This is a genomic window from Arthrobacter melezitosi (assembly GCF_054511055.1).
In genome coordinates this window covers 1-20,285 of the sequence record NZ_JBTNDJ010000017.1, presented here as the reverse complement: position 1 = coordinate 20,285, position 20,285 = coordinate 1, and the positions used below count along the sequence as shown (strand labels likewise).

The window sequence follows — 20,285 nt, the reverse complement described above, 5'->3', positions numbered from 1 at the left end:
GCGGCTCAGCCCGCCGCGACGGGCGGACCGGCGATGAGCAGCAGCGTGAAGACGACGCCGATGCCGACGACGGCGAGCGCCCCGGCGAGCACGGGGCTGCGCAGCACCCAGGCCTGGACCTTCTCGGCCGGGTTCCGGGGAGCCTCCCCGCCGGGGCGCAGGCGCCACGGGCCCCGGAGCATCCCGCGGCGCTGGAGGCCCAGTTCGAAGGGGATGGTGGCGAAGGGTACGACGGCGGAGGCCAGCCCCAGCAGGCCCGTCCGCCACGACCACCTCGAGTTGATCCAGACGAAGACCGTGGTGGCAACGAAGCAGAGGAAGACGAACCCGTGGATGCCGCCGGCGGGAGGCACGAGGGCCTCGGTGCTGCGGGTGACGTACTTGAAGAACATGGCGGTGAGCAGGAACCCCCAGGTCAGCGCCTCGGCGACAGCGACTGTACGAAACAGGGTGAGCGGGTTCATGGATCTCCAAGGGCAGTGGACGTTTCACCCGGGGCGGGTTTCGGAGCAGTGCGCGGACCGCGGTCAACGTCCAGGTGGTGAACGGGCCCTTCTACGCTACCGTATGCCGGGGCCTTGGTAGATTGTTGCTGATCGCCCCAGCCGCCGGGAGGCCCAGTGTTCCTGCTCGACAACGCCGCACCGGACGCCGGGGCCGACCTCGTCTTTTCCGCGAGCGACCTCGTGACCGCCGCCGAGTGCGAGTACCGGGTCCTGAGGATCCTCGATGAGAAGCTCGGCCGCACTCCCCCGGCCGGGTTTGCCGCCGACGGAATGCTGCAGCGCGCGGCGGCCCTGGGCGACGTCCACGAGCGCCGGGTCCTGGAGAAGTTCACCGCCGAACTCGGCACCTGGTCCCCCGGCAATCCCGGCGGCGTGTACGAGGTGGTCCCGGCCGCCTCCATGGACCGCGCCACCCTGAGCGCCAAACACGAGGAATCCCTCGAGGCGCTGCGGTCCGGTGCCGGCGTCGTGTTCCAGGCGTCGTTCTTCGACGGACAGTTCCACGGGCGCTCGGACTTCCTGGTGCGCACCGGCGACGGCTCCTATGCGGTGTGGGACACCAAGCTCGCCCGGCATGCGAAGGTCGGCGCCCTGCTGCAGCTTGCGGCCTACGGCGACCAGCTGCTGCGGGCCGGGATCGGGCCTGCGCCCCAGGTCACCCTCGTCCTCGGCGACAACAGCTCAAGCGTCCACGCCCTCGCCGACCTCGTCCCGGTCTACCGGGAACGCAGGGACCGCTTCCTCGCCCTGCTGGCGGGGCACCGCGCCCAGCCGGATCCCGTTGAATGGAACGGCACCGGCCACACGGCCTGCGGCCGCTGCGACTACTGCCAGCAGCTCGTCGACTCAACCCGGGACCTGCTGCTCGTGGCGAACCTGAGCCTGGCCCAGCGGGCGGAGCTGCGCAGCCAGGGCATCCGCACCATCGACGACCTCGCGGCTCTCGAAGTGGCCGGCTCTCCCACGCTCGACCGGCTGCGGGACCAGGCCCGGATGCAGACACATCGGGCGGAGGCCGACGGCGGAGTCGACTACACCGACCCCGACGGCACCCCGCGGCGCCTCGACTACCGGGTCCTCCCCGGGCATGCCCTGGGCCTGCTGCCTCCCCCGGACGACGGCGACATTTTCTTCGACTTCGAGGGCGACCCGCTGTGGCAGGACCCGGAGACGGGGTCCTGGGGCCTCGAGTACCTTTTCGGCGTCGTCGAGAACCCGCCGGCCGGCGGCTCCCGGCCCCCCTTCCGGGCGTTCTGGGCCCATTCCCGCGCCGAGGAGCGCACGGCCTTCACGGGCTTCCTCGACTATGTCGCCGAGCGGCGCCGAAAGCATCCGGGCCTGCACATCTACCACTACGCGGCCTATGAGAAGAGCGCCCTGCGCCGGCTGTCGATGACCCATGTCCTCGGCGAGGACGCCGTGGATACCCTGCTGCGGGAGGGCGTGCTGGTCGACCTGTACGAGATCGTCCGGCGCAGCCTCCGCATTTCCGAGAAGTCCTACAGCATCAAGAAGCTCGAGCCGCTCTACATGGGAGCGGACCTGCGCTTGGGGGCTGTCACCGACGCCGGCGCCTCGGTGGTCGCCTACTCCGAGTACTGTGCCGCCCGGGACGCCGGCGACGAGGCCGGGGCCGCCGAACTTCTCGCCGGCATCCGCGACTACAACGAGTACGACTGCCGCTCCACCCTTCACCTGCGTAACTGGCTGCTTGGACGGGCCCGCGACGCCGGGCTCAACCCGGCTTCCCCTGCACCCCCGGCACCGGTGGAGCCTGACCGCCCGCCCTACGAGCCACCGCCCGAAGAGGCGGCGCTGCTGAGCTACCTGGGCTCCCTGCCGGCTGCGGCGCCGGGTCCCGACGACCGGGCAGTGGCAATGGTCGCGGCGGCCGTGGGCTACCACCGGCGCGAACACAAGCAGTTCTGGTGGGAGCACTTCGACCGGCTCGCCGCCTCCCCCGAGGACCGGGCGCGGGCCCGCGACGTCTTCGTCCCCGACTCGGTCGAGGTGGTGACCGATTGGGTGCTGCCCACCCCGCGCGCCCGCTCCCTGGCCCGGACCCTGCGCCTCACGGGCGTCCTTCCCGAAGGCGTAGACTTCCGGCCGGACTCCACCTGGTTCGCCCTGTACGAGCCGCCCGTGCCCGAGGGTGCCGACTCGGTGGACTCCGGGCCCGGCGGGCGGGGCGGGTGGTTCGGCGCCACAGTGCGCGGGATCGAAGCCGACGGCGGGAAGGCTGTGCTGATCCTTGAGGAGCGCCTGCGGACCGGCACGCCCGCCCACCCGTTCCTGCCCGTGGCCCTCGCCCCCGACCAGCCCATCCGGACCACCTCGATCGAGGCGGCCCTGCTCGCCGTCGCCGCCGAGGTGGGTTCGGCGCTGCCCGGGATCCCCCGCGGGCCCGGTCTCGACCTGCTGCGCAGGATCCCACCGCGGCTGACCGGCGGACCGCTCCCACCGGCCCTTCCCGGCCGCACCGGGTATGCCGACGCCATCACGGAGGCGGTGGAACGCCTCGACTCCTCCTACCTCGCGGTCCAGGGGCCGCCGGGAACCGGCAAGACCTTCGTCGGAGCGGAGGTGATCGCCCGGCTTGTGGCACGCGGCTGGAAGGTCGGCGTCGTCGCGCAGTCCCACGCCGTCGTCGAGAACCTGCTCCGGGCCGCCCTCCGGGCCGGCGTTCCGGCGGAGCTGGCCGCCAAGAAGACGGCGGACCGCGCCGCCCCGTGGGGGCACACGACCGACGACGGCGTCGCGGCGCTGCTGGGCGGAGAGGCCGGCTGCCTGGTCGGCGGCACGGCCTGGACGATGACCGGCAGCAAGGTTCCGGCGGGCTCGCTCGACCTCCTGGTCATCGATGAGGCCGGCCAGTTCTCTTTGGCCAACACCCTCGCCGTGGCGCGCTCGGCCCGGCGGCTGCTGCTGCTCGGGGATCCACAGCAGCTCCCCCAGGTCACCCAGGGCAGCCACCCCGAACCGGTCCACAAATCGGCGCTGGGCTGGCTTTCCGACGGGCACGCCACGCTCCCCGGGCGGTTCGGGTATTTCCTCGCCGACAGCTGGCGGATGCATCCGGCGCTGTGCGCCTTTGTCTCCCGGCTCTCCTACGACGGACGGCTCGAATCCACGCCGTCGGCCGCGCTCCGGCACCTCGAGGGCCTTCCCCCCGGCGTCGAATGCGTTCTGGTGGAGCACATCGAGCGGCGGAGCACCTCCTCCCCGGAGGAGGCGGCCAAGGTGCTCGCGCAGGTCGAGCGGCACCTCGGCAGAAACTGGACCCCGGGCGACGGCGCCGGAGCGCGGCCCCTGCGGGAGGCGGACCTCCTCGTCGTCGCCGCGTACAACGCGCAGGTCCAGCTGATCCGGACCACGCTCGACGCCGCGGGCTACCCGGGGGTGCGGGTGGGAACGGTGGATAAGTTCCAGGGCCAGGAGGCGGCCGTCGTGATCGTGTCAATGGCCTGCTCGAGCGCAGCCGAGGCGCCCCGGGGCATTGAGTTCCTGCTCAGCCGCAACCGCATCAACGTCGCCGTGTCCCGCGGGCAGTGGCGCGCCGTGATTATCCGGGCACCGGAACTCACCCATCACGTCCCCTCCCGCCCGCAGGCCCTCGAGGAGCTCGGCGCGTTCATTGGCCTGTGCGGCGCGGTGTCGGGCTGAGCCGCAGCGCCGGCTTCGGCAACCGCTGGAGGCTTAAACAAAAGCAGGGCGGGAAATATCCCGCCCTGCTTTAGATCCGGACCTTAGAGAGGCTGGATGTTTGACGCCTGGGGACCCTTGGGGCCCTGCTCGGTGTCGAAGCTGACCTTCTGGTTCTCATCAAGCGAGCGGTAGCCGCTGGCATTGATGGCGGAGAAGTGTGCGAACACATCTGCGCTTCCGTCGTCGGGGGCGATGAAGCCGAAGCCCTTTTCAGCGTTGAACCACTTCACGGTACCTGTTGCCATTTTTGTTTATCCTTCTGAAATTCAGACGCTCTCCGACTTTCGGAAAGCCCCAGTCGCGGCGTGCTTGTCCGCTCTTTCAGAGATGCGGCGTGGGCCCCGAGGAGCTACACCACGTGAAATACAAATGCGCAACACTACAACCGTTACCAACCTAACAGCACCACCATGGGTGATGGCAAGCAGGAATCTCAACCTTCTTTTAAATATTTGGTCCTCAGGCGGCCAGCGGCCTCGAAAGGCCCGCCACCAGCTCGTAGGATCTCAGCCAGGCTTCCTCGGAGCTCGCCCGCGTTGCGATGATCAGTTCATCGGCGGAAGCCTGTGCGGTGAAGCGCTCCAGGTAGTCCTGCACCTGCGGCGGGGTGCCGACGGCGGAATAGGTGAACATCGAGGCGACCTGCTGGCCTCCGGGGCTGGCAAGGAGCCCATCAGCCTCCTCCGGGGTTAGGGTGCGGCCACGGCCCAGCAGCAGCTCCGCCATCCGCCGCTGGCCCTCCCGGAACTCGTTCCGGGCCTCCTCCTCGGTATCGGCCGCGATCACATTGACGCCGGCGATGACGTACGGCTGCTTCAGCTGGGCGGAGGGCTTGAACTCCCGGCGGTACAGCGCCACCGCTTCCTGGAGCGCGGCGGGGGCGAAGTGCGACGCAAAGGCGTAGGGCAGCCCGAGGGCCGCGGCAAGTCCCGCCCCGAACAGCGAGGAACCGAGGATGTAGAGCGGAACGTTCGTGCCCCGGCCGGGGGTGGCATGGACCCCCGGGATCCGGGTGTCCCCCGAGAGGTACCCCTGGAGTTCGAGCACGTCCTGCGGAAACGTGTCGGCCGCGGCCGGGTCGCGGCGCAACGCCCGCAGGGTGTTCCCGTCGCTTCCCGGTGCGCGCCCCAGCCCCAGGTCGATCCGGCCGGGGTGGAGCGTCTCGAGGGTCCCGAACTGTTCGGCGATCGTCAGGGGCGAGTGGTTCGGCAGCATCACCCCACCGGAGCCCAGTCGGATCGTCGAGGTCGCCGCAGCGACGTGGGCGATCAGCACGCTCGTCGCGGAGGAGGCGATGCTGCTCAGGTTGTGGTGCTCGGCGTACCAGATGCGCCGGTACCCCCACCCCTCCGCGCTCCGCGCCAGTCGAACGCTCGCCGCGAGGCTGCCGGCGGCTGTTCCGCCCCGGGGAATGTGCGCCAGGTCGAGGATCGAAAGTGGAACTGTAATCAAGTGGAAACCTTCCCAAGTTGTGCGCGTCGTGTTAGCGGCACTTACCGGCAATCATCGGCCGCACCTATTGGAGGCAACGAATTCCCCGGGCTCCTTATTTCGGTGCGCCCCTTTGACGGGGTCCCGTGCGCCACGCGGGCGGCGCATCTGGGACGATTGCGCCATGTCGAAATTCGAGCCGGCCGATTCGGGGACCGCTGCTTCGGGCCTCCCCCCGACCGAGGCCGGGCTGCGGGCCCGGCAGGATGAACTGGTCCGCGCCCTTGCCACTGAGAACAGCACCGGGGGCCTCGCCGCGCTCAGCGCCGAACTCGAGGCGATCCAACGCCGCCTCGAGCGCCTCCGCTGAGCTCCGGCGGCCGCCGGAGCGGCCCTAGATCGGCGTCGAGGACGCCTGTCCCTCGTCCCCGCTGACCCGGACCGCCTTGCGCTTGCGCGCCCGGTCCAGGGCGTTGATGACCGGAGCCGCCGTCATGCCGTGCAGCACGATGGACATGCAGATCACCAGCGCCACGATGCGCCACAGTGGCCCGTCCTCGGCACCGAAGTCCCCCTTCGACAGCGCGTACCCGAGGTAGTAGATCGAGCCGATGCCCCGGACACCGAAGAAGGAGAGGACACCCCGCTCCCACGGCCCGGTGCGCCCCCGGGCGAGGCTGAGCCAGGCGGCGGCGGGGCGGATCACCAGCAGGAACACCACGGCGACGAGGACTTCCTGCCAGATCAGGCCCATCAGGAGCCCGCGGGAGATTGCGCCTCCGAGCAGGATAAGCACCACGGCCGTGAGGAGCCGTTCGAGCTGCTCGATGTAGCTGTGGAGGACCCCGTGGTAGCCGCTTGTCTGCTCAGCGGCCCGGATGGTGACGGCGCAGACGAAGACCGCGATGAAGCCGTACCCCTCGGCCAGTTCGGTGAGGCCGTAGGTGAGGAACGTCGCCGCCAACGCGACGAACCCTTCGGAATGGTTCGCCAGCCGGACGCTCTCGATCCGCGCCGAGAAGAACAGCCGCCCGAGCAGCTTGCCCATGCCGAACCCGAAGAGGCAGCCGATCCCCAGCCGCCACGCGACGTCGAGCGCGATCCACTCCGGGAACCACGCTCCGGGGGCCGCCCCGACGAGGCTGATCGCGATGGCGAGGTAGACGAAGGGGAAGGCAAGGCCGTCGTTGAGGCCGGCCTCGGAGGTCAGTCCGAAGCGCACCTCGTCCTCGCCCTCGAGTTCGTCCTCGGTTTCGGCCGGCTCGCCCACCTGCACCTCGGACGCGAGCACCGGGTCGGTGGGCGCCAGCACCGCGGCGACGAGAAGCGCCGCGGCGATGCCAAGGCCGAGCACCCACAGTCCAAGGAGCATCAGCCCCAGGATGCACAACGGCATGGCGATGCCGAGCAGGCGCCAGGTGGTGGCCCACCGGCGTCTGCCCACCCTCCGGTCGAGGGCGAGGCCTGCACCCATGAGGGAGACGATGACGCAGACCTCGGCGAGGTGGGTGGTGAAGTCGCCGTAGGCCACCGGGTCCGGGTTGGGCAGCGTGTCGATCAGGGAGAAGGCGAGCACCCCTGCTCCGAGGAACACCATGGGCATGGAGATCGGGGCCCGCATCAGGAGGCGTGGCAGCAGGGCGGCGGCGAAAACCGCGAGCCCGGCGGCGGCATAGATAAAACTCGGCGCTTCGAACACCGGCACCCTTTCTCCGGACAACGTTGGACAGCCCCTTTCGTAGACTACGGCGTGGGTGGGCGTACCCGGTACCGCAACCCGGCCATCCCGCATCGAATGGTGGTTCCGCCGGCGGTATGCATGGCCGATAGCGAACATCGGCCACCGGCTGGCATCGGTGCGCGGCCGCCGCGTGAGAGCATGAAAGTATGCCCAATTCGTCCCACCCCCTGGTCGATGTCACCGACATCATCCGCATCGTGGGCGGTGCCGCGTTCCAACGGGGACAGGTCTACGCCAAGGACGGCGCCGTCAGCTCCCTCGCCTGGGATGCCAGCGCGAAGATCCTTACCGGCCGGGTCCGTGGAAGCGCACCCGCCGAGTACCGCACGAAGCTGCGCCTGGGCCTCAAGGGTGACGGCCGTTTCCGCCCACTCGAGAACTTCTGCAGCTGCCCCGTCGGCTCGGACTGCAAGCATGTCGCGGCAACGGCCCTGCAGAGCAACACCGAACATCTCCTGGCCCGCCAGGAACGCACCGGCACTCCCCCTCCCGCGCGACCTGCGGAAGGCTGGCAGGCCTCGCTCAGCGAACTGCTCGCCCCGGTACCCGACGGCCCCGAGGTGCCGGCCGGGCCGACGACCCCGCTCGGCCTGCAGTTCGAGGTGCGCACCCCCGAGGTGGCGGTCCAGCGCTGGGGATCCGCCGCGGACCGGCAGGGGCAGCGTATGCTGAACGCCCGGCTCGGCGTCCGGCCCGTCAGCCAGAACGGCAAGGGCAAGTGGGTCAAGAACAACCTCTCCTGGGGAAGCATCAGCTATCAGACGTACGGGCTGCGGCTCGACCCGGACCAGCACCGCTGGTTCTCCCAGTTCCCCGCCCTGCACCGGGGAACCGGCGTCAACTACTTCGGCAACAACGATTCGTGGCTCTACCTCGACGACTTCAGCAACCCCCTGCTGTGGCAGCTCCTCGAGGAGGCCGGACGCCTGGGCATCGAGTTTGTCGGGTCGAAGAAGCAGGTGACCGTCGCCCTCGCCCACCGCGCCACGCTGCGCCTGGACGCGACGGCGTCGGCCGATGATGCGGTGCAGCTCTCCCCCGTCCTGGAGATCGACGGGAAGATCCATCCGACCGAGACCGCCCACGTCATCAGCGACCACGGGATTTACACCGTTGCGCCGGATTCAACGATCACCCTCGCACCAACCGGGAGGAAACTCAGCGGGCAGGACCTGGAGCTGCTCCGGCGCTCCCGCCCGGTGGTGATTCCGCCGGAGGAAACCCCCGTTTTCCTCGAGGAGTACTACCCCCGCCTGAGCCGGTCGCTCAAGGTCGCCAGCAGCGATGGAAGCGTGAACCTCCCCGAGGTCCAGCCGCCGGCGCTCGTCCTCACCACCGCTTACCGGCCCGACGGCGCCGTGACCCTCTCCTGGAACTTCCGGTACACCTTCGGCACCGCGGTGCAGAGCCACCCCGTGGGCGGTGGCCCGGCCGCCGCCGGCGGTTACCGCGACCCCGACGCCGAAGACGCCCTCGAGGCGTCGGCCCGGGCGCTGCTGAGCCCGCTTCCGCTGCGGACGACGACCCTCGAAGACATGCAGGCCGTCGAGTTCACCGAGTCGGTACTGCCTCGGATCGAGGCGGCACCGGGCCTGGAGGTCGACGTCGTCGGCGAAAAGCCCGACTATGAGCACCTGACCGAGACGCCGCAGCTGGTGATCAGCACGGTGGAGACGGAGGACCGCGACTGGTTCGATCTGGGCGTGATGGTCACCGTCAGCGGACGCAAGATCCCCTTCGACTCGATCTTCCGGGCCCTCGCCCAGGGCCGGACGAAGCTGAAGCTCGTCGACAACAGCTACCTTTCGCTCGACCAGCCCGTCTTTGGACAGCTGCGTGACCTCATCGAGGAGGCCCGCGGGCTCACCGAGTGGGAGACAGGGTTCCAGATCAGCCGCTACCAGGCCGGGCTGTGGGCCGAGTTCGAAGACCTCGCCGACGAAACCGAACAGGCGGTGTCCTGGCGGAACGCCGTGGCGGGGCTTCTCGAGCTTGCCGACCTTGCGCCGGTCGAAGTGCCAATGGGGGTCAAGGCGGAGCTGCGGCCCTACCAGAAGGAAGGGTTCAACTGGCTCGCCTTCCTCTGGCGGCACCAGCTCGGCGGGGTGCTCGCCGACGACATGGGCCTCGGCAAGACCCTGCAGGCCCTGACCCTGATCGAGCACGCCCACGAGACCGGCGGGCCGCACCAGCCCTTCCTCATCGTCGCGCCGACCTCGGTGGTGCCGAACTGGATCAACGAGACCCACCGCTTCACCCCCGGGCTCCACGTCGTGGGCATCACCGACACCCAGGGCGCCTCCGGGGTGCCCATCCGCGACCAGGTGCGCGGGGCCGACGTCGTCGTGACCTCCTACACCCTCTTCCGGCTTGATTTCGAGGCCTACCAGGAGACAGGGTGGGCCGGGCTGATCCTCGACGAGGCGCAGTTCGTCAAGAACCGCACCTCGAAGGTCCACCAGGCGGCGAAGGACTTCTCGACGCCGTTCAAGCTGGCCATTACGGGCACCCCCATGGAGAACAACCTCATGGAGCTGTGGGCGATGTTCAACATCGTCGCACCCGGGCTGTTTCCGTCGGCCCGCAGGTTCACCGAGGATTACCGCACTCCGATCGAGAAGATCGGCGACAACCGCCCGCTGGCCCGGCTGCGCCGGCGCATCCGCCCCCTGATGATGCGCCGCACCAAGGAGGCCGTCGCCTCCGACCTGCCGCCGAAGCAGGAGCAGGTCCTCGAGGTGGAGCTCAGCCCCGAACACCGCCACATCTATTCGACCTACCTCCAGCGGGAACGGCAGAAGCTGCTGGGGCTGATCGATGACCTCAACAGCAACCGCATGATCGTCTTCCGTTCGCTGACGCTGCTGCGCATGCTGAGCCTCGACGCCTCCCTCGTGGACCCCGACCACGCCGATGTCCCCTCGGCGAAGCTCGAGGTGCTCTTCGAACAGCTCGAGGACGTCCTGGCCGAAGGCCACCGCGCCCTGGTGTTCAGCCAGTTCACCTCCTACCTGAAGAAGGCCGCCGAGCAGCTTGAGGCCCGCGGCATCGAGTACGCCTACCTCGACGGGTCGACGCGCAGCCGGGGCGAGGTGATCGAGAAGTTCAAGGAGGGCGCCGCGCCGGTCTTCCTGATCAGCCTCAAGGCCGGTGGTTTCGGCCTGAACCTGACCGAGGCCGATTACTGCTTCCTCCTCGACCCCTGGTGGAACCCCGCCAGCGAGGCGCAGGCGGTCGACCGGACCCACCGGATCGGGCAGACGAAGAATGTCATGGTCTACCGGATGGTCTCCAAGGGCACCATCGAGGAGAAGGTGATGAAGCTCAAGGAGCAGAAGGCCCAGCTCTTCAGCTCGGTCATGGACGACGACGCCGTCTTCTCCTCGGCGCTCACCGCCGAGGACATCCGCGGCCTGCTCGAGGCCTGAGCCTTCCCGGGCCGGACGCCGGCGTCCACAATGAAGGCAGGCGGGCGAGCGCCCGCCTGGGCACCGCGCGGAGGGATAGGCGCATGGACGAACGGCACGACGCCGGCGGACCGGGCCGCGGCACCGCCCGCCTGCAGTGCACGGATGCCACGAAGCGGTTCGGTGGCGAGCCGGTGCTGGAGCGGGTGAGCCTTCAGGTGCGCGGCGGCGAGATCCACGCCCTGGTGGGCCTCAACGGGGCGGGGAAGACGACGCTGATGCGCCTGCTCCTGGGCATGGTGCGCCCCGACGGCGGCTCGGTCCTGGTGGGCGGCCGCGAACCGTCGGCGCTGTCCGCCCCGGAACGCGCCGGCGTGGGGTACCTCATCGAACATCCACTGGCGTATCCGGAACTCACCGTCCTGCAGAACCTCCAGGTGGCCGGACGGCTCGCGGGCCTTGAACCGGGCCGCGCCCGTACCGCTGCCCGGGACCTCATCGAGGAGTTCGCGCTCACGAAGTGGGCCGGCACCCAGTGCCGCCGCCTGTCCCTGGGCAACAAGCAGCGACTCGGCCTGGCGGCCGCCCTGACCGCTTCGCCGGGCATCATTCTCCTCGATGAACCCACCAACGCGCTGGACCCTGCCGGGGTCATGATCGTGCGCCGCATGCTCCTTGATCGGGCCCACGCACGCGGGGCGGCGGTGCTTGTCTCCAGCCACCACCTCGACGAGGTGGCGCGCGTCGCCGACCGCATCAGTGTCCTGAACGCCGGCCGCATCATCGGCAACCTGGCGCCCGAGGCCATCGACCTGGAGCGGCGCTTCTTCCAACTGATCTACGCCGACTCCGGGATCCAGCAGTGAGCGGCCCGGCCCAGCTCCGGGCTGCCCTTGCCGCCGAGTGGCTCAAGTTCCGCCGTGCCCGCCCGGTGGTGTTCACGAGCGTCTTCCTCGTCCTCGGCGTGCCGGCGATGACCGTCGCCTCGGTGTACTCCCTGAAGGGGGCCAACCCGTTGCTGGCGGCCAAGGCCGAGGGCGTGCTCGGTGCCGGCGGCTGGGAGGGTTCTTCACCGGCGCAGGCACAATTATTGCCGTGGGCGGCCTGCTGGGGTTCGGGGTGGTCGCCGGGTGGGTGTTTGGCCGGGAGTTCACCGACGGCACTGTCGGTTCCCTCTTCCTTGCCGCTGTGTCCCGGACGGCCACCGCCGCCGCGAAACTGCTGCTGGTCCTCGCCTGGTCCGGGGCGGTTGCCGTGGCACTGACAGCCACCCTGCTTGCGGCCGGATCGATCACCGGAACGGCGGGAAGCGCTGCCGGGGCAGGCATTTTCGCCCTCGCCGCCAAGTTCCTGCTGATCACCGCCGCCACGGCCCTGCTGGCCCTGCCCGCCGCCTGGGCCGCCACCCTGGGCCGGGGCTACCTCGCCGCGATCGGGGCAGTAATCGGGATCGTGGTCGTGGCGCAGCTGGCCGCAATGACGGGGCTCGGCGGCTGGTTCCCGTTCTCCGCCCCCGGATTGTGGGCGAGTCAGGGCGGGATCGGCACCGATGCGACGACGGCAGTGCAGGTCCTGCTGTCGGTGCCCGTGGGAGCACTTGCCGCGGGCCTGACGCTGCGCTCATGGCGCCGGCTCACCCTGTCCTGAGCCCGCCCCGACCGGCGCCTGGTCCGGCCGGGTGCCGGTTGCCGGGCCCAGCCGGGACCCTGTGCATCCCGCTCTGGGCTCGTTCGCGGTTCTATCCAGTTCGGTTCCGGCACGCCTCGCAATCGGACCGCGGGTGGCCGGACCGCCGGCGGCCGGGCCGCTCCTACGGCTCCCGGCGCAGCACCTCGGCGAACTCCGCGGGCGCGGTCTCCGGCCACCAGTGCCCGGCGTCGACCTTCGTGATCGTCAGGTTCTCCACCCACCCGTCGAGCCCGTCGACAAGGGCCGGCGAAAGGAACGGATCCTGCAGCGGCACCACGACCTGGACGGGCACCGTGACCCGCGGCATCCGGTTCCCGGGGCCGGAGGGCCGGCGCAGCGCCCGGTACAGCGCCAGACCCCGAATTGGATCGGCTCCCACGTGGCGCCGCACCGAACGCTCATAGCGCCGGCGCAGCACCACCCGCCAGAAGAATTCGGGGAGGACCGGGAGCTGGAAGGCGCCCACATACCAGCTGCGCAGCACCTGCCCGGCCAGTTCGGGCCAGCGGCTGGGCGTGCGGAGCCGGCTGCGCGCCCAGCGGCGGACATGCCCAAGGTCCGGTCCCGACACGCTCGTGAAGCGGGCGATCCGCCCCCGGGACCGGGGATCCGCAACCGCCGCCCAGCCCTGGATGGAGCCCCAGTCGTGGCCGGCAAGGTGTACCTCCGGAACGGCCACGGCGGCGAGCACCGCGAAGAGGTCATCCACCAGCACGGAGATCCGATAGTCCCTCGAAACGGCCACCGATTGGCCGGCGTTGCGGGTGTCGAAGGCAACGAGGTGGTGGGTCGCGGACAGCTCGCGGATGACCGGCAGGTACACCCGGTGGTCGTCGGGGTAGCCGTGGATCAGGACCAGCGTGGGCACTCCCGGGCCCGGTTCCCTCCCGTACTCGAAGACCGCCAGTTCGGCTCCCCCTGCCGCTACGGTGCGGCGCCGGCCGCCGTCTGCGCCGTTTTGGGCGTGGGCGCCGGTGTCACTGCCGCCGCTCCTGGCCCCGTCGGCGCTGCCTCCGTTCCGGTCCCCTGCGACGGTATCGGTTCGCCCGGCAAACGAGTCGGGGGCCTTGGCCGGGCTGTGCATACTACCTGTGGGGGCGTCGCCGGAGCTTTCCATTCCGCAACCCTACGCCCCTCCTCCGGCACCCCGGCGGGCCCTGCCGGAGAGGATCCTGCCATCCTTCAGCTCGAGGATCCGGGTGCACAGGGCGTCGGCAAAGGATTCGTCGTGGGTCGCGAGCACCACCGCACCACCTGCCGCCGCGTGGCCGAGGAGCAGGGCACCGACCCGGTTCCGCCCCCGCTGGTCGAGGCCGGCGGTCGGCTCGTCGAGGACCCACAGGGCCGGTCCGGAGGCGATCAGGGAGGCGATGGCGACAAGCCGCCGCTCGACGAAGCCCAGCTCGTAGGGGTGCTCGGCGGCGGCATGCTCCAGCCCGACGGCCGCCAGCGCCGTCCGCGCCCGCTCCTGCGCCGCCTCCCGTTCTGCGCCGGCCGCCATGGGACCGTAGGCGACCTCCCGCAGGACGGTGCGTTCGAACAACTGCTGGTCGGTGTCCTGGAACAGGTACCCCACCGTCCCGGCCAGCCGCCCCACCGGGGTGCGGCGCGCGAGCGGCTCCCCCGCCACCGACACAGTGCCAGCCGAGGCGCGCAGCAGACCGTTGAGGTGCTGCAGGAGGGTCGACTTGCCGGATCCGTTGGTGCCGGTCAGGCCCACGATGTCCCCCGGGGCCACGGTGAGGTCGACGCCGCGCAGCGCCTCCACCGCGGAGCCGCGGTACGTGAAGGACACCCGGGATAGTTGGGCGAGCGGGACCCCCGCCGCAACGGGCTGCAGGAGGGGAACCGCCGGTGCCGGCGGCACGCCCGGAAGGTCCGGCGGTGTTCCCTCGGTGCCGATGGAATACCGCCCAAGCCCTGCCGTCCGCGCCTGCGCCGGGGTGCCGCTGAACACCGGGCTGCCGTCGACGAGCACCAGGACCTGCGACGCGGGCGGAGCCGACGCCGGAAGCATCGGTGCGCAGACCACGAGTGCCGTGCCTGCCGCGCGCAGTGCCTCGAGTGTTTGGGCCACCTCATCCCGGGCGCCGGCGTCGAGCCCCTGGAACGGTTCGTCGAGGATCAGCACCCGGGGCTTCCCGACCACCGCCGCCGCGATGATTGTGCGCCGGAGCTGGCCGCCGGAGAGCCTGCGGGGATCCCTGGAAAGGAGGTCGGTCAGCCCGAGCCGGGCGGCGGTGGCCTGCACGGCGGCCCGCAGCTCGGTGGGCGGTACGCCCCGGTTTGCGGGTCCGAAGGCGATCTCCTCGGCAACGGTGGCCGACATCATGGAGAGCTGGCCCTCGGTCCGCTGGGCGGCGTACGCAACCTCAGCACTCCACGCGGCCGGATCGATCCGCGGGTCGGATGCTCCGCCGGTGAACTCGAGCCGGTTGCCTCCGAGGGTCAGCGCGCCGCGGAACTCCGCTCCCCCCTCGGCCCCGGTCTGCCCCGCCAACAACCGGGCGAGGGTGGTCTTGCCGGACCCCGAGGGCCCGACGACGTGGACCAGGGCGCCGGCGCCGACGGTGAGGTCGATGCCCCTGAGGACGGGTGCGCCGCCGTCGTACGCGAAGGAGGAACACTCGAGCCGGATCACCGCGCCGCCCCCGCCAGGTACCAGGCGCAGCCGAAGCCGAGCACCCCGGCAGCCATCAGCCACCGGGCGGCGCGCTGGGCCGGCGTGTCGGTGTCGGGGAGGTAGCTGGTGCGCGGCCCCGGGGAGGAGAACCCCCGGGCCTCCAGCAGCTGGGTCCGTTCGGCGGCGTCGATCAGCAGGCCGGTGACCAGGGGCACGGTGACCATCATGAGGCCCCGCACCCGCGCGACGATGCCGCCACCGACCACCAGGCCCCTCGCCTGCTGGGCCCTGGTGATCGACCGGGCCCGCTCGGCGACGGAGGGCAGCAGCCCCAGCGCCGACCCGACGACGAACACCAACCTGCGGTTCCAGCCGCGGTGGGTGAGGGTGGAGATCAGCTCGGGGATGCTCGCGGTCAGGGCCGCTGTGAGCAGGACCCCGGTGAAGACGGCGAGCCGCAGCCCGGTCTGCGCGGCGAACTGAAGGCCCTCGGTGGTGACCCGGGCCGGCCCCCACTGCGCGAGCACCGTAATTCCCTCCGGGAAGAACAATCCATGCAGGAGCAGCGAGGACGCCAGCAGCGGACCGGCCGTGACGGCGATGGCCAGGGCGATCCGCCGCGGCTTGCCCGAGAACAGCACGCCGGGCACCACGACGAAAACGAGGACGGCAAGGGAGAACTGCCAGGTGTTGACGATCAGGACGAGCACCACCAGCAGCGCCGCGGCGAGGAGCTCCGTCAGCGGGTTGAAGACGCGACGCCGGGGCACTCGGTCACCGTCCGGTGGGGCCCGAGGGGGTGCCGCCGGCGAGGACGCCGTACCGCCGGAGGAAGGGGAACTGGGCCCGCGAGCGGCGCGGCAGGGCGTAGGCGAGGAGCGCCACCAGGGTGAAGACCACGAGCTTGTCCACCGTGTCGGAGGTCAGCCCCTGCTTGGTCGCGGCGACGAGCAGGGAGTCACCCACGGCCCGGAAGGCCGCCACGAGTGCGTTCGTGCCCACCGTCCCGGCGGCTCCGAACATAAAGGCGGCCACCGGGGCGGCCACGAGCCCGCCGACGGCGCCCACGACGAGTCCGGCGACCGGCGCCAGGTAGACGCGGCGGAACATCCCGTACCGCGCCGCGGTTCCAGCCAGCAGCCCGATCAGGGCGGCCCCGGCCGCGAAGGGCAGCGCCAGGGGGTTGAAGAGGCCCCAGATGGCGTTGCTGAGCGCCCCCGTGGCGGCGCCGGCCGCGGGACCGGCGAGGACGGCGACCAGGACCGTGCCGATGGCGTCGAGGTAGATCTGGAGCCCGAGGCTGCCGGCGGTCTGCCCGATGGCAATATTGAGGGCGATGCCCAGCGGCATCAGGACGAGCGAACTTGTGCTCAGGGCCGGCAGGATTCCCGCCACGAGGAGGGCGCCACCACCCAGGAAGCCGAACAGCGTGATCAGTGACGGAACCCCGCCGAGCCCTTCGGCGATGTCGGCAGGCTGCACGAGCACCAGGTAGAGGTAGGTGGCGGCGATCAGGGCGGTTCCCGCGGCGACCAGCGCCCTCCGGGGGCGCGCGGCCTTCGCTGCGGGAAGGGTCAGGGGTGAGCTCATGGCGGTCCTCGGGCGCAGGGCAAGGGGCGTGCACCTCATGTCACCTCGGCGCGGCCCGCAGCGGTGCGGGCAGTAGCTAAGTGTACCCGCAGGGCCGCGGCGGATCAGCCCCGGTCGGCCGCCAACCGGCCGAGGCGGTCGATGAGCAGGTCGAAGACCTGCGCGGGGTCGTTGGCGGCCACCACCCGGGCGTTGGCCGGTGACTTCCAGAACCCGGCGAAGTCACCAACCGTCTGCCCAAGGGTCAGGGGGGAACCGGTCTCGACGTCGACCGTGGCAGGGCGGGTGGTGGCGGTTGCCTCCCCGGTGGCGACCATGGCGGCGAAGAGGTCGTGGAGGTGGGCGAGGTAGCCCTGGTCGTACCTGCGGTGGAACTCCATGTAGAAACGCAGGGCATCCGAGACGCAGGCGATGACCCGGTTGGGGTTGGTGCTGCGCAGCCCTTCGGGGTCGTCCGGGCTCAGCAGTTCCCCTCCGGCTCCCGCGGCCCGCGACAACCGGTCGAGGTGCTCCGGGCGGCACTCGATTCGCTCGGTTGACTCAAGGGCGCACACCACCGGCAGCTTCTCCGCCGGCAGCCCCCGGTAGGCGGCGAAGACCTCCTTTGCCGCGTGCGGATCGACGTGGACGTTCCACTCCGCGACGGGCGTCGTATTGCCCGGGTAGTTGAACGCCCCGCCCATGATCACCAGGCCCTTGAGGAGCATCGGCAGGCGCGGCTCGGCACGCAGGGCCAGGGCGAAGTTCGTCAGCGGCCCGGTGACCAGGCCCGTGATTTCCCCCGGGCTGGCCCGAGCCGCCTCCACCCACACCTCGACCGCGGAGCGGTCGGAGACCCGCTGGCGGGCCGGCGGAAGCACGGCGTAGCCCACCCCCTGGTCCCCGTGGGTTTCCTCGGTCGTCACCAGCGGCACCTCGAGGGGAACCTCGCTGCCGATGGCGACCTCGACTCCCCCGCGCCCGGCGAGTTCAAGGAGGGCGAGGTTGTTCGCCGCGACCTGCGCCGCACCCACGTTCCCGGCGGTGCAGGTGATGCCCTCGATGGCCACCTCGGGCGCCGACAGCAGGTAGAGCAGCGCCACGGCGTCGTCGATCCCGGTGTCGACGTCGAGCAGCAGCCGGGTTGCCGACCCCACTAGCCGGCCGCCGAGGTCCGCAGGAGTTGAAGGCGCAGGGCTCGCGCCGTCTCCATATGGGTGCGCGCAATCCGCCGCGCGTCCTCGACCCGCCGGTCCCCCACGGCCCGCACCAGCGCCTCGTGCTCGTCCAGCGACTCCTGCCAGCGGTTGCCGACCGAAAGGGTCGACCGGGGGGTGTGGATCAGGTGGGTCGAAAGCCTCGCCAGCAGGTCCGTCAGGACAGGGTTGTGCGAGGCCGCCCACAGGGATACGTGGAACTCCTGGTTGAGGTTGATCCGGGTCCGGTCGTCCGGGTCGGCCAGGGCGCGGTCCCGTTCAACGAGCGCCTCGAGGCGGATCACGTCCGCCGACCGGCGTTCCGAGGCGGCCTGGCCTGCGGCCTCCTCCTCGAGCATCACGCGCAGGTCGTAGATCTGGATGACCTCCTGCGGGTCGATCTGCGGCACCTGGAGCCCCCGGGCCGCCCGCTCGAGGAGCCGCTCGTGCTGGAGCCGGCTGAGCGCCTCCCGCACCGGGGTGCGGGAGACGCCGAACCGCTCCGAGATGACCACCTCGCGCAGGGCGGTGCCCGGCGGGTGGACCCCGGCGAGGATCTCCCCCCGGAGGACCCGGAAGATCACCTCGCCGTCAACTTTCGCTGACACGTCCGTGGACTCGGTCACGGGGCCGGGTCAGCCCACCAGCTGCCGGAGGACGTACTGCAGGATGCCTCCGTTGCGGTAGTAGTCGGCCTCGCCCGGGGTGTCGATACGCAGGACCGCGTCGAAGGAGACCGGCGTGCCGCCGTCGGCGGGGGTCGCCGTCACCGTGACGGTGCGCGGCGTGCTGCCTTCGTTCAGCTCGGTCACCCCTGCCACAGCGAAGGTTTCGGTGCCGGTCAGCCCAAGGCTCTCGGCGTTCTCGCCCTGCGGGTACTGCAGCGGGAGCACGCCCATGCCGATGAGGTTGGAGCGGTGGATCCGCTCGTAGCTCTCGGCGATGACCGCCTTGACGCCCAGCAGCGCGGTGCCCTTGGCCGCCCAGTCACGGGATGAGCCGGAGCCGTATTCCTTGCCGGCCAGGACGACCAGGGGAATCCCGGCCGCCTTGTAGTTTTCCGCGGCGTCGTAGACCGCTGCCTGCGGAGCGTCGGGCTGGCTGAAGTCGCGGGTGAAGCCGCCTTCGACGCCGTCGAGCAGCTGATTCTTGATGCGGATGTTCGCGAAGGTGCCGCGGATCATCACCTCGTGGTTGCCGCGGCGGGAGCCGTAGGAGTTGAAGTCCTTGCGCTCCACGCCGTGCTCGAGCAGGTAACGCCCTGCCGGGGTGTCGGACTTGAAGGATCCCGCCGGGCTGATGTGGTCGGTGGTGACCGAATCGCCGAGCTTGAGCAGGACGCGCGCGCCCTCGATGTCCGAGACGGGCTCGGCCTCGAGCGTCATCCCCTCGAAGTATGGCGGCTTCCGCACATACGTGGACTCCGGGTCCCAGGCGAAGGTCGCACCGGCGGGCGTGGGCAGGGACTGCCAGCGCTCGTCGCCTTCGAAGATGGTGCCGTAGCTCGAGGTGAACATCTCTTCGTTGATCGAGGTGTCGATGACCTGCTGGACCTCGACCGGGTTCGGCCAGATGTCCTTCAGGAACACGTCGTTGCCTTCGCCATCCTGGCCCAGGGGCTGGTTGTCGAAGTCGAAGTCCATGGTGCCGGCCAGGGCGTAGGCGACCACCAGCGGCGGGGAGGCCAGGTAGTTCATCTTCACGTCAGGATTGATGCGGCCCTCGAAGTTGCGGTTGCCCGAAAGCACCGCAGTCACGGCCAGGTCATTGTCCTGGATGGCCTTCGAGATTTCGTCCTCGAGCGGCCCGGAGTTACCGATGCAGGTGGCGCAGCCGTAGCCGACGATGAAGAAGCCGAGCTTCTCGAGATACGGGATCAGCCCCGACTTCTCGTAGTAGTCGGTGACGACCTTCGAGCCGGGGGCGACGGAGGTCTTGACCCACGGCTTCGAGACGAGCCCCTTCTCCACGGCATTGCGGGCCAGCACGGCGGCGGCGAGCATGACCGAGGGGTTGGAGGTGTTCGTGCACGAGGTGATCGAGGCGATGCTTACCGCGCCGTGGTCCAGCTCGAACTCCCGCCCGTCCTTCATGCTGACACTGACCTTCTTCGAAGGCCGTGTCTCCTGGCCTGCCTGGGCGGAGACAGTTTCCCGCGGCTTGGCGTTCTCATCGACGTGAGTGTGGCCGTCCGCGCTGTAGCTCGGGGCGTCGGACGCCGGGAAGCTGAGCTCCGAGGCCTCATCGACGGTTCCCGCCGGCGACTCGGCAAGGTGCGGGTCGTCGGAGTAGTGGGCGAGGTCCTCACGGAACTGGCTCTTGGCTTCGGTCAGGGCGACGCGGTCCTGGGGGCGTTTGGGGCCGGCGATGGAGGGCACCACGGTGGACAGATCCAGCTCGAGGTATTCGGAGAAGCGG

Annotated in this window: 16 protein-coding genes; 5 read left to right on the top strand and 11 right to left on the bottom strand. The window is 70.4% G+C overall.

The annotated features are described in order from the left end of the window. Positions 1-5: 5 nt before the first annotated feature. Positions 6-464 carry a DUF3817 domain-containing protein gene (locus tag ACX80W_RS14385; RefSeq protein ID WP_459284426.1) on the bottom strand — a complete coding sequence of 153 codons (459 nt, stop codon included), beginning with the start codon at positions 462-464 and terminating at the stop codon, positions 6-8. Positions 465-620: 156 nt separating this feature from the next. On the opposite strand from ACX80W_RS14385, the gene ACX80W_RS14380 reads away from it, so the two are divergent. Beyond that, positions 621-4,169, top strand: coding sequence for a TM0106 family RecB-like putative nuclease (locus ACX80W_RS14380; RefSeq protein ID WP_459284424.1), 3,549 nt, complete (start codon positions 621-623; stop codon positions 4,167-4,169). Positions 4,170-4,252: 83 nt separating this feature from the next. Here the strand turns inward: ACX80W_RS14380 and ACX80W_RS14375 are convergent, their stop codons facing one another. Together ACX80W_RS14375 and ACX80W_RS14370 are read right to left on the bottom strand one after the other, a co-directional pair. Further along, positions 4,253-4,456, bottom strand: coding sequence for a cold-shock protein (locus ACX80W_RS14375; protein WP_026533290.1), 204 nt, complete (start codon positions 4,454-4,456; stop codon positions 4,253-4,255). Between the two features lie 214 nt (positions 4,457-4,670). Continuing rightward, a complete protein-coding gene (locus tag ACX80W_RS14370) occupies positions 4,671-5,660 on the bottom strand; it encodes an LLM class flavin-dependent oxidoreductase (RefSeq protein WP_459284507.1) in 990 nt (329 codons plus the stop codon). 166 nt (positions 5,661-5,826) lie between these two features. On the opposite strand from ACX80W_RS14370, the gene ACX80W_RS14365 reads away from it, so the two are divergent. Next, positions 5,827-6,012 carry a hypothetical protein gene (locus ACX80W_RS14365; RefSeq protein ID WP_459284422.1) on the top strand — a complete coding sequence of 62 codons (186 nt, stop codon included), beginning with the start codon at positions 5,827-5,829 and terminating at the stop codon, positions 6,010-6,012. Positions 6,013-6,036: 24 nt separating this feature from the next. On the opposite strand, the gene ACX80W_RS14360 is transcribed toward ACX80W_RS14365, so the two are convergent. After that, positions 6,037-7,341, bottom strand: coding sequence for a cation:proton antiporter (locus ACX80W_RS14360; RefSeq protein ID WP_459284420.1), 1,305 nt, complete (start codon positions 7,339-7,341; stop codon positions 6,037-6,039). A 188-nt stretch (positions 7,342-7,529) separates the two neighbouring features. Here ACX80W_RS14360 and ACX80W_RS14355 point away from each other — a divergent pair, with 188 nt between their 5' ends. From ACX80W_RS14355 to ACX80W_RS14345, 3 genes are all read left to right on the top strand, one after another. Beyond that, positions 7,530-10,811, top strand: coding sequence for a DEAD/DEAH box helicase (locus ACX80W_RS14355; RefSeq protein WP_459284418.1), 3,282 nt, complete (start codon positions 7,530-7,532; stop codon positions 10,809-10,811). 83 nt (positions 10,812-10,894) lie between these two features. Next, complete coding sequence (locus tag ACX80W_RS14350; protein WP_459284416.1) at positions 10,895-11,656, top strand: ABC transporter ATP-binding protein; 762 nt, start codon at positions 10,895-10,897, stop codon at positions 11,654-11,656. A 229-nt stretch (positions 11,657-11,885) separates the two neighbouring features. Continuing rightward, positions 11,886-12,437, top strand: a complete 552-nt coding sequence (locus ACX80W_RS14345; RefSeq protein ID WP_459284414.1) for an ABC transporter permease — start codon at positions 11,886-11,888, stop codon at positions 12,435-12,437. A gap of 163 nt (positions 12,438-12,600) precedes the next feature. On the opposite strand, the gene ACX80W_RS14340 is transcribed toward ACX80W_RS14345, so the two are convergent. The 7 genes from ACX80W_RS14340 to ACX80W_RS14310 all read right to left on the bottom strand — a co-directional run. After that, positions 12,601-13,596, bottom strand: coding sequence for an alpha/beta fold hydrolase (locus tag ACX80W_RS14340; RefSeq protein ID WP_459284412.1), 996 nt, complete (start codon positions 13,594-13,596; stop codon positions 12,601-12,603). A gap of 9 nt (positions 13,597-13,605) precedes the next feature. After that, a complete protein-coding gene (locus ACX80W_RS14335; protein WP_459284410.1) occupies positions 13,606-15,120 on the bottom strand; it encodes an ABC transporter ATP-binding protein in 1,515 nt (504 codons plus the stop codon). Next, on the bottom strand, positions 15,117-15,872 hold the full coding sequence (locus ACX80W_RS14330) for an energy-coupling factor transporter transmembrane component T (protein WP_459284408.1): 756 nt from the start codon (positions 15,870-15,872) through the stop codon (positions 15,117-15,119). The genes ACX80W_RS14335 and ACX80W_RS14330 overlap by 4 nt, the downstream gene beginning before the upstream one ends. Before the next feature lie 4 nt (positions 15,873-15,876). Then, positions 15,877-16,692: an ECF transporter S component gene (locus ACX80W_RS14325; protein WP_459284406.1), complete on the bottom strand. Its 816-nt coding sequence runs from the start codon at positions 16,690-16,692 to the stop codon at positions 15,877-15,879. Positions 16,693-16,796: 104 nt separating this feature from the next. Further along, on the bottom strand, positions 16,797-17,828 hold the full coding sequence (locus ACX80W_RS14320; protein ID WP_459284404.1) for a nucleoside hydrolase: 1,032 nt from the start codon (positions 17,826-17,828) through the stop codon (positions 16,797-16,799). Continuing rightward, positions 17,828-18,475 (bottom strand): GntR family transcriptional regulator, encoded by a 648-nt coding sequence (locus ACX80W_RS14315; RefSeq protein WP_459284402.1) that lies wholly within the window; start codon positions 18,473-18,475, stop codon positions 17,828-17,830. The genes ACX80W_RS14320 and ACX80W_RS14315 overlap by 1 nt, the downstream gene beginning before the upstream one ends. Before the next feature lie 27 nt (positions 18,476-18,502). Further along, positions 18,503-20,285, bottom strand: a 1,783-nt coding sequence (locus ACX80W_RS14310; RefSeq protein ID WP_459284400.1) for an aconitate hydratase, incomplete at its 5' end; no start/stop codon positions are given.